This is a genomic window from Photorhabdus sp. RM71S (genome assembly GCF_042879355.1).
In the GTDB taxonomy this organism is placed as follows: domain Bacteria; phylum Pseudomonadota; class Gammaproteobacteria; order Enterobacterales; family Enterobacteriaceae; genus Photorhabdus; species Photorhabdus kayaii.
Window position 1 is genome coordinate 1 of sequence record NZ_JBHFKV010000083.1, and the last position, 10,820, is coordinate 10,820.

2 protein-coding genes are annotated in these 10,820 nt (G+C 41.3%); both read left to right on the forward strand.

What is annotated here, in order from left to right:
* The first annotated feature begins 377 nt into the window (after positions 1–377).
* On the forward strand, positions 378–7,511 hold the full coding sequence (locus tag ACGF5R_RS22755) for a neuraminidase-like domain-containing protein (protein ID WP_387692863.1): 7,134 nt from the start codon (positions 378–380) through the stop codon (positions 7,509–7,511).
* Positions 7,512–7,654: 143 nt separating this feature from the next.
* Positions 7,655–10,471 (forward strand): RHS repeat protein, encoded by a 2,817-nt coding sequence (locus tag ACGF5R_RS22760; RefSeq protein WP_387692865.1) that lies wholly within the window; start codon positions 7,655–7,657, stop codon positions 10,469–10,471.
* Positions 10,472–10,820 lie beyond the last annotated feature (349 nt).

The following is a 10,820-nucleotide window of genomic DNA, read 5'->3' on the forward strand; positions in this document are numbered from 1 at the left end:
TTCGGTCAGTTGTGTATAGGCCATAGTGCATTTTCCTTTGGCGAGAAAGATGCCTACTATAGCAACTGACCGCCCTTCTGAAAAATTGCACTTATTAGTCGAATCTGCCCACAATTGATATTTACCATAACTTAACTTCTCTGTTTTCTCATTACGCATAAATCATGATGTACACAACAACCGCTTATTCCCTCCAGCTTTGTTCAAAAAACAATTGCAAATTTTGCGGCTGCTTTTTTTGCAACAGCTATTTGAAGAAAACAGTGACATAGTGATTATCCTCATCTTTCTATAGAACGGAATCATTCTCTTATTGTATCGATGGTACAGAGAGCACACGGATGTTTCATTTACCTTATGATTTAAAAGGAATAAACATGAACTCATACGTGAAAGAGATACCTGATGCATTGCAAAGCCAGTGTGGTATTCATTGTCTGACCGATATTTGTCTCTATTCTTTTAATGAATTCCGCCAGCAAGTCTCTGATCATCTCTCTTGGTCAGAGACCAACCGCTTATATCGTGATGCACAACAGGAACAAAAAGAGAATCAATTATATGAAGCACGTATTCTCAAACGCGCTAACCCACAGTTACAAAATGCAGTGCACCTCGGTATTACCCTCCCTCATGCTGAATTGCGAAGCTACAATAATGAATTCGGTAGCCGAGCCAGCCAATATGTGGCACCGGGTTCAGTTTCCTCTATGTTCTCCCCCGCAGCTTATTTAACTGAACTCTATCGTGAAGCGCGTAATTTACATGCCAGCGACTCCGTTTATCATCTGGATGAACGCCGCCCAGATCTCCAATCAATGGAGCTCAACCAGAAAAATATGGACACTGAGCTTTCCACTCTTTCTCTGTCCAATGAAATTTTGTTGAAAGGAATTAAAGCTAATAAGTCTAATCTGGACAGCGATACTAAAGTGATGGAAATGTTATCCACTTTCCGTCCTTCCGGTACGATACCTTATCATGACGCTTACGAAAATGTGCGTAAAGCTATCCAATTACAAGATCCTCAACTTGAGCAATTTCAGAAATCACCCGCTGTTACTGAATTAATGCATCAAGCTTCACTATTAGGGATTGATAACTCTATCTCGCCGGAATTGTTTAATATCCTGACGGAAGAGATTACCGAGGCTAATGCAGAGGAAATTTATAAAAAGAATTTTGGCGATATTGACCCTACCTGGTTGGCAATGCCAGAATATCTGAAAAGTTATTATAATTTTAGTGATGAAGAGCTTAGCCAATTCATTCACAAATATCCAGATAATGAACTCAATACTCAGAAAATACATTTACTAAAAATCAATAAAATTATTTTATTATCACGAACCGTAAACCTGCCATTTTTAAAAATAGATGAAATTATTCCAGAACAGAGTATTAATCCAACGGTATTAGGAAAAATCTTTCTAGTTAAATACTATATGAAGAAATACAACATTGATACTGAAACTGCCTTAATACTATGTAACGCACCTATTTCACAGCATTCCTATCGTAATCAACCTAGCCAATTTGATCTCCTATTTAATACCCCACCACTCAACGGGCAATATTTTGCTGTTGGAAATACCGACATTGACTTAAATCTGAATAGCACCAATAATTGGCACAAAACAGTACTTAAACGTGCTTTTAATGTCGATGATATTTCTCTTTATCGATTGCTCCATATTGCTAATCATGAAAATAAAGATGGAAAAATTGCTAATAATATAAAGAATCTTTCCAATCTTTATATGACTAAACTACTGGCCGATATTCATCAATTAACGATTGATGAACTGTATTTGCTACTGATGACTATCGGTGAAGATAAGAGAGATCTCTATACAATTGATGATGAAAACTTACAGGAACTGATTAACAAACTCGATACCCTAAGCAATTGGTTGCATACACAAAAGTGGAGTGTCTATCAGTTATTTTTAATGACCACCACCAACTATGACAAAACGCTAACGCCTGAAATTCGAAACTTACTAAATACGGTCTACAATGGTTTGCAGAATTTTGACAAAGAGAAAACAGATCTTCTGGCTGCCATAGCACCTTATATTGCCGCAACGCTACAATTACCGTCTGAAAATGTCGCACATTCTATTCTTCTCTGGGCTGATAAGATAAAACCAAGCGAAAATAAAATAACGGCAAAAAAATTCTGGAACTGGTTACAAAATAAAGACATTTCAGAATTATCAAAACCACCAGAAATGCAGGAACAAATTATTCAATACTGTCACTGTCTGGCACAATTGACAATGATTTATCGTTCTTCCGGCATTAACGAAAACGCTTTCCGTCTCTTTATCGAAAAGCCAACTATTTTTGGCATTTCTGATGAACCTGATAAAGCGATACCAGCCCATAATGCACCAACATTAATCATCCTAACCCGCTTTGCCAATTGGGTTAATTCCCTAGGTGAAAAAGCCTCCTCTATTCTAACGGCTTTTGAAAATAAAACCTTAACCGCTGAACAATTAGCTAACTCCATGAATATTGATGTTAATTTACTGGAACAAGCCAATATTCAAGCACAAAATTACAACCAAGTTACTAAAGAAAATGCATTCTCCAATTGGCAATCTATCAACATTATTCTGCAATGGGCCAATGTAGCCAGTAATTTGAATATCTCCCCACAAGGTATTTCATCCCTGATAGCATTGGATTATATACAACCGACTCAAAAAACACCGACCTATGCCCAATGGGAAAGCGCAGCTATGGTATTAACTGCCGGGTTAGATCCCCAACAAACTCATACCCTGCACGTATTCCTAGATGAATCTCGCAGTACTGCATTAAGCAATTACTATATTGGCAAGATCGCTAATCGGGCAGCATCAATTAAAAGCCGTGACGATCTATACCAATATTTACTGATTGATAATCAAGTTTCCGCTGCAATAAAAACTACACGTATTGCCGAAGCCATTGCCAGTATCCAATTGTATGTCAACCGGGCGCTGGAAAATGTAGAAACCCACGCCGTTTCTGATGTTATAACCCGTCAATTTTTTATCGATTGGGATAAATATAATAAACGTTACAGCACCTGGGCTGGCGTTTCACAATTAGCCTACTATCCTGAAAATTATATCGATCCGACGATGCGTATCGGGCAAACGAAAATGATGGATACGCTACTACAATCCGTCAGCCAGAGCCAATTAAATGCCGATACAGTAGAAGACGCATTTAAATCTTACCTAACCTCATTTGAACAAGTCGCTAATTTGGAAGTCATTAGTGCGTATCATGACAATGTTAATAATGACCAAGGGCTAACCTATTTTATCGGACACAGTAAAACAGAAGTTAATCAATATTACTGGCGCAGCGTCGATCACAGTAAATTCAATGACGGTAAATTCTCCGCCAATGCCTGGAGTGAATGGAATAAAATTGACTGCGCAATTAATCCCTACCAAAGCACCATCCGCCCAGTTATCTATAAATCCCGCTTATATCTGATTTGGCTGGAACAAAAGGAAACAGCTAAACAAGATAAGGATAATAAAGTCATTACTGACTATTGCTATGAATTAAAATTGGCTCATATTCGTTATGATGGTACCTGGAATGTGCCAATCACTTTTGATGTAAATGAAAAAATACTCGCTTTAAAACTGACAAAGTCTCAAGCTCCCGGACTCTATTGCGCAGGTTATCAAGGGGAAGATACCTTGCTGGTAATGTTTTATAGAAAAGAAGATGAATTAGATGATTATAAAACTGCGCCAATGCAAGGATTATATATTTTCTCCGATATGTCTTCCAAAGACATGACCAATGAACAATGTAACTCTTATCGAAATAACGGTTATACACATTTCGATACTAATAGTGTCATAAGAATAAATAACCGATATGCAGAAGATTATGAAATCCCTTCATTGATGAATCATAGCAATAGCCATGATTGGGGGGAATATAATCTCAGCCAAGTATACGGCGGAAGTATAGTTATCAATTACACAGTTGCCTCAAGTGATTTAAAAATCAATATTTCACCAAAATTAAGAATAATCCATGATGGAAAAGAAGGTCGAGAGCGCATTCAGTGCAATCTAATAAAGAAATATGGCAAATTGGGTGATAAATTCATTATTTATACCAGTTTGGGAATCAATCCGGATAATTCATCAAATAAATTCATGTTTTATCCAGTCTATCAATATAGTAGAAACACTAGTGAGCTTAATCAAGGGAGACTACTATTCCACCGAAACACCAATTATTCATCTAAAGTAGGAGCTTGGATTCCTGGAGCAAGACGTTCTCTTACTAATTCAAATGCGACCATTGGTGATGATTATGCAGAAGACTCTCTGAATAAACCGGATGATCTTAAGCAATACATCTATATGACTGACAGTAGAGGGACTGCTACTGATGTCTCAGGGCCAGTAGATATCAACACAGCAATTTCTTCTGAAAAGGTTCAAGTTACAATCAATGCCGGCAAAGAATACTCTCTTACGGCGAATAAGGATGTCTCCGCTCAACCATCACCTAGCTTTGAAGAAATGTGTTACCAATTTAATACTCTCGAAATAGATGGCTCTAATCTGAATTTTACTAACAATTCAGCCAGTATTGATGTCACGTTTACCGCACTGGCAGATGATGGGCGCAAACTGGGTTATGAAAGTTTCAGTATCCCAGTTACCCGAAAGGTTAAAACCGATAACGCACTAACTCTTTTTCATAATGAAAACGGTGCTCAATATATGCAATGGGGAGCCTATCACGTTCGCCTTAATACCCTATTTGCTCGCCAATTAGTTGAACGCGCCACAACAGGTATTGATACGATTCTCAGTATGGAAACTCAGAATATTCAGGAACCGATGATGGGAATAGGGGCTTATGTAGAACTCGTTATGGATAAATATGATCCTGATATCCACGGTACTAATAAATCATTTAAGATTATGTATGGTGATATTTTTAAATCAGGCGATTATTTTCCCATTTATCTAGGAACATTAAGCGATACTACACAAACAATTGTAAGATTATTCTTACCTCGCTTCGATGATGCTTATGGAGACAAAAACAATCTCTATGTTTACGCAGTTTATCAAAAAGTGGAAACAAATTTCATTCGATTTGTTAAAAAAGATAATAATGAACCCGCTATATTCGACACTACCTATAAGAACACGACTTTCCCAGGGCTTGTATCAGCCAGAGTAATACCAACTTTCACGGAACCAATGGATTTCAGCGGCGCCAACAGCCTCTATTTCTGGGAGCTGTTCTACTATACCCCAATGCTGGTTGCTCAGCGTTTACTACATGAACAAAACTTTGATGAAGCTAACCGTTGGCTGAAATATGTCTGGAGTCCAGCTGGCTATATTATTCGTGGCCAAATTAAAAACTATCACTGGAATGTGCGCCCGTTACTGGAAAATACCAGTTGGAACAGTGATCCTTTGGATTCCGTCGATCCTGACGCGGTGGCACAGCACGATCCAATGCACTATAAAGTAGCCACCTTTATGCGCACTCTCGATCTACTGATGGCACGCGGCGATCATGCCTATCGCCAACTGGAGCGGGATACGCTGAACGAGGCCAAAATGTGGTATATGCAGGCGCTGCACCTATTAGGTGAGAAACCTTATCTGCCGCTGAGTTCTGCATGGAATGATCCACGTCTGGACAATGCCTCAGACACAACCACACAAAAAGCATATTCCTACGCAATAACCACTCTACGGCAAGGCACGCAAATACCATCATTATCATTGCGCTCCGCTAATACCCTGACCGATCTTTTCCTGCCACAAATCAACGACGTTATGCTGAGCTACTGGAACAAACTGGAACTGCGCCTGTATAACTTGCGTCATAATCTCTCCATCGATGGTCAACCGCTCTATCTGCCGATGTATGCCACACCGGCCAATCCGAAAGCGTTACTCAGCGCTGCCGTTGCTACGTCTCAAGGCGGCGGCTCGCTTCCACAGCCATTTATGTCACTGTGGCGCTTCCCGCATATGCTAGAAAATGCCCGTAGCATGGTCACTCAACTCACACAGTTCGGTTCCACGTTGCAAAATATTATTGAACGCCAAGATGCTGAGGCCCTAAATGCTCTGCTGCAAAATCAAGCCAAAGAGCTGATATTAACGACGCTAAGCATTCAGGACAAAACCATCGAAGAAATAGATGCTGAAAAAACCGTGCTGGAAAAATCCAAAGCCGGAGCAAAATCGCGCTTTGACAACTACAGCAAATTATACGACGAAGATGTCAACGCCGGTGAGCGTCAAGCTCTGGATATGCGAATAGCTTCCCAAAGTATTACCGCCGGATTGAAAGGCTTGCATATGGCTGCTGCCGCACTGGAGATGGTACCTAATATCTACGGCTTTGCGGTCGGGGGAACGCGCTTTGGGGCAATTGCCAATGCCATTGCTATTGGTGGCGGGATCGCCGCAGACGGTCTATTAATTGAAGCGGAGAAAGTCTCTCAATCTGAAATATGGCGCCGTCGCCGTCAAGAGTGGGAAATCCAGCGTAATAATGCCGAAGCAGAGATGAAACAAATCGATGCTCAACTCAAATCGCTAACGGTACGCCGCGAAGCAGCCGTATTACAGAAAACCAGCCTGAAAACCCAACAGGAACAAACTCAAGCACAATTGGCCTTCCTGCAACGAAAATTCAGCAATCAAGCGCTATACAACTGGTTACGTGGTCGGTTAGCTGCCATTTATTTCCAATTTTACGATTTAGTCGTCGCCCGTTGTTTGATGGCAGAACAAGCTTACCGTTGGGAAACTAACGATTCCTCTGCACGCTTTATTAAACCGGGAGCCTGGCAAGGAACCTATGCTGGCCTGCTCGCTGGTGAAACTTTAATGTTAAATCTGGCACAAATGGAAGATGCCCATCTGAAACAAGAGCAACGCGCACTGGAAGTGGAACGCACGGTTTCTCTGGCGCAGGTGTACCAATCCTTAGGGGAAAAAAGCTTTGCTTTGAAAGATAAAATTGAAGCGTTGCTACAAGGAGGTAAAGAGACTGCTGCCGGTAACGACGGCAATCAATTGAAATTAACCAGCAATACGCTATCCGCGACACTAACCCTGCAAGACCTGAAACTCAAAGATGATTACCCAGATGACATGCAGTTAGGCAAAACACGCCGCATTAAACAAATTAGTGTCTCCTTACCGGCACTATTGGGACCATATCAAGATGTTCAAGCTGTTCTGTCTTATGGTGGCGACGCCACCGGCTTAGCTAAAGGTTGTAAAGCCTTGGCGCTCTCCCACGGCCTGAATGACAACGGTCAGTTTCAGCTCGATTTCAACGATGGCAAATTCCTACCGTTTGAAGGGATCGATATTAATGACAAGGGGACATTAACGCTAAGTTTCCCCAATGCCACCAGTAAACAAAAAACCATATTACAGATGCTGACCGATATTATTCTGCACATTCGTTACACTATTCTCGAATAACCATCACCTGCAACAGGCCCTAATCAGGGCCTGTCATTAAAAATCATTTTACGTACCACCGTTATTTCAATTACCTCAATAGAAAAATTATCCTTATTATGTAAAAGGACTGAATTCAATTAACATAACAAAGGAAGTAAATGATGAAAAACATTGACCCAAAACTTTATCACCATACGCCTACCGTCAGTGTTCACGATAACCGTGGACTCGCTATCCGTAATATTAGTTTTCACCGCGCTACCGCAGAAACAAATACCGATACCCGTATTACCCGCCATCAATATAATGCCGGCGGATATTTGAACCAAAGCATTGATCCTCGCCTGTATGACGCCAAACAGACTAACAACGCCGTACAACCGAATTTTATCTGGCTGCATAATTTGACCGGCAATATCCTGCGAACAGAGAGCATCGATGCAGGCCGAACAATTACCCTCAACGATATTGAAGGTCGCTCGGTATTAACCATCAACGCAACCGGTGTCCGCCAAAACCACCTTTATGAAGATAACACCCTACCCGGTCGCCTGCTCGCTATCACCGAACAAGCACAGACAGAAGAGAAAACGACCGAGCGCCTTATCTGGGCCGGCAATACGCCGCAGGAAAAAGAACACAACCTTGCTGGTCAGTGTGTCCGCCATTACGATACCGCAGGGCTCACTCAACTCAACAGCCTTGCCCTGACCGGTGCCGTTTTATCACAATCTCAGCAACTGCTCGTCGATAACCAAGATGCCGATTGGACAGGTGAAGACCAAAGCCTCTGGCCGCAAAAACTGAGTAGTGATGTCTATACCACCCAAAATAGAACCGATGCCTCCGGGGCTTTACTTAGCCAAACCGATGCCAAAGGCAACATTCAGCGGCAAGCCTATGATGTGGCCGGGCAGTTAAAAGGTTGTTGGTTAACATTAAAAGGTCAGGCCGAACAAGTGATTACCAAATCGCTGACCTACTCCGCCGCCGGACAAAAATTACGCGAAGAGCACGGTAACGGGGTTATCACCGAATACAGCTATGAACCGGAAACTCAGCGGCTTATCGGCATTACCACTCGCCGTCCATCAGACACTAAGGTGTTGCAAGACCTACGCTATCAATATGATCCAGTAGGCAATGTGATCAATATCCGTAACGATGCGGAAGCTACCCGCTTTTGGCGTAATCAGAAAGTGGTCCCGGAGAATAGCTATACCTATGATTCTCTGTATCAGCTTATCAGTGCCGCCGGGCGTGAAATGGCCAATATTGGTCAGCAAAATAACCAGCTTCCCTCTCCTGCGCTACCTGCTGATAACAACACCTACACTAACTATACTCGTACCTATAGTTATGACCGTGGCGGCAATTTGACGAAAATTCAGCATAGTTCACCAGCCACGCAAAATAACTACACGACGGATATAACGGTTTCAAATCGCAGCAACCGTGCAGTACTCAGCACACAGACCGGAGATCCAACCCAAGTTGATGCCTTATTTGATGCGGGAGGCCATCAAACCAACTTGCTATCCGGTCAAGTTCTAACTTGGACACCACGAGGCGAATTGAAACAAGCCAACAGTGCCGCGGGAAACGAATGGTATCGCTACGATAGCAACGGCATACGACAGCTAAAAGTGAATGAACAACAAACTCAGAATATCCCGCAACAACAAAGGGTAACTTATCTACCGGGGCTGGAAATACGTACAACCCAACATGGCAGCACCACCATAGAATATTTGCAAGTTATCACACTCGGTAAAGCCGGTCGCGCGCAAGTCCGAGTATTGCATTGGGAGAACGGTAAACCAGAAGATATCAACAACAATCAACTTCGTTACAGCTACGATAATCTTATTGGTTCCAGCCAACTTGAATTAGATAGCGACGGGCAAATTATTAGTGAGGAAGAGTATTATCCATTTGGCGGTACAGCGCTGTGGGCAGCAAGGAATCAAATTGAATCTAGCTATAAAACCATTCGCTATTCAGGTAAAGAACGGGATGCTACCGGGCTGTATTATTACGGCTACCGTTATTACCAACCGTGGGCGGGCAGATGGTTAAGTGCAGACCCGGCAGAAACAATTGATGGACTGAATTTATATCGCATGGTGAGAAATAATCCGGTGACACAATTTGATGTTCAGGGATTATCACCAGCCAACAGAACAGAAGAAGCGATAATAAACCAGGGTTCCTTTACAGGAATGGAAGAAGCCGTTTATAAAAAAATGGCAAAATCTCAAACCTTCAAACGTCAAAGGGTTATCGCTGCCCAAACAGAGCAAGAAGCCCATGAATTATTGACCAACAATCCCGGTGTAGATATTAGCCCAATTAAAAACTACACCACAGATAGCTCGCAAATTAATGCCGCGATAAGAGAAAACCGTATTACGCCGGCAGTAGAAAATTTAGATTCCACATTATCTTCCCTACAAAATAGACAAATGCGGATAACTTATCGAGTGATGACCTATGTAGATAATTCCACGCCATCACCTTGGCACTCGCCACAGGAAGGAAATAGTATCAATGTTGGTGATATCGTTTCAGATAACGCTTATTTATCAACATCAGCCCATCGTGGTTTTCTGAGTTTTGTCCACAAAAAAGAAACCAGTGAAACTCGATATGTCAAAATGGCATTTTTAACGAATGCTGGTGTCAATGTCGCCGCCGCATCTAAGTATAATAATGCTAGCGAAGAGCAAGTATTTAAGATGGATTTAGATGATTCGAGGAAAGGCTTCGTTGAAAAATTGAAAATAAGAGCCAGTGGACCACAAGCTGGACAAGCGGAAATATTGCTCCCGAGAGAAACACCATTCGAGGTTATTTCAATGAGACATCAAGGTAGAGATACCTATGTATTATTACAAGATATTAATCAATCGGCTGCCACTCATAGGAATGTACGTAATACTTATACAGGCAACTTGACGTCATCCAGAGCAAATTGAGTTGGGTAAAATAGCCATTAATTAATATAGTAATAGAAAATCCCCTGAAAAAATATTTTAGGGGATTTAATGATTTTACCGAAAACCATAAGAAGAAATTTACTTCATAATTCCCTTGCTTATTTTAATTACATAAAAAACAATAAATATTCTAGCTATAAAAATAATTAACAAAGCCTTCCGCAATCTATCCATTTAATCTATTTCTAAATAATTAAATCAGAAATAAATAAATTCAATGGGTAGATTCACATAATAAGTGCAACATCGTTAATCTGGAAGTAAACATGTTCGTATTCCCTTAAATAATTCATTCGGTGTTTTCCCACCCCGTGTTTTTCGGGGGCGA

Excerpts from the sequence above, each read along its gene's own strand:
- ACGF5R_RS22760 (WP_387692865.1), top strand. The coding sequence starts at position 7,655 with ATGAAAAACATTGACCCAAAACTTTATCACCATACGCCTACCGTCAGT.
- ACGF5R_RS22755 (WP_387692863.1), top strand. The coding sequence starts at position 378 with ATGAACTCATACGTGAAAGAGATACCTGATGCATTGCAAAGCCAGTGT.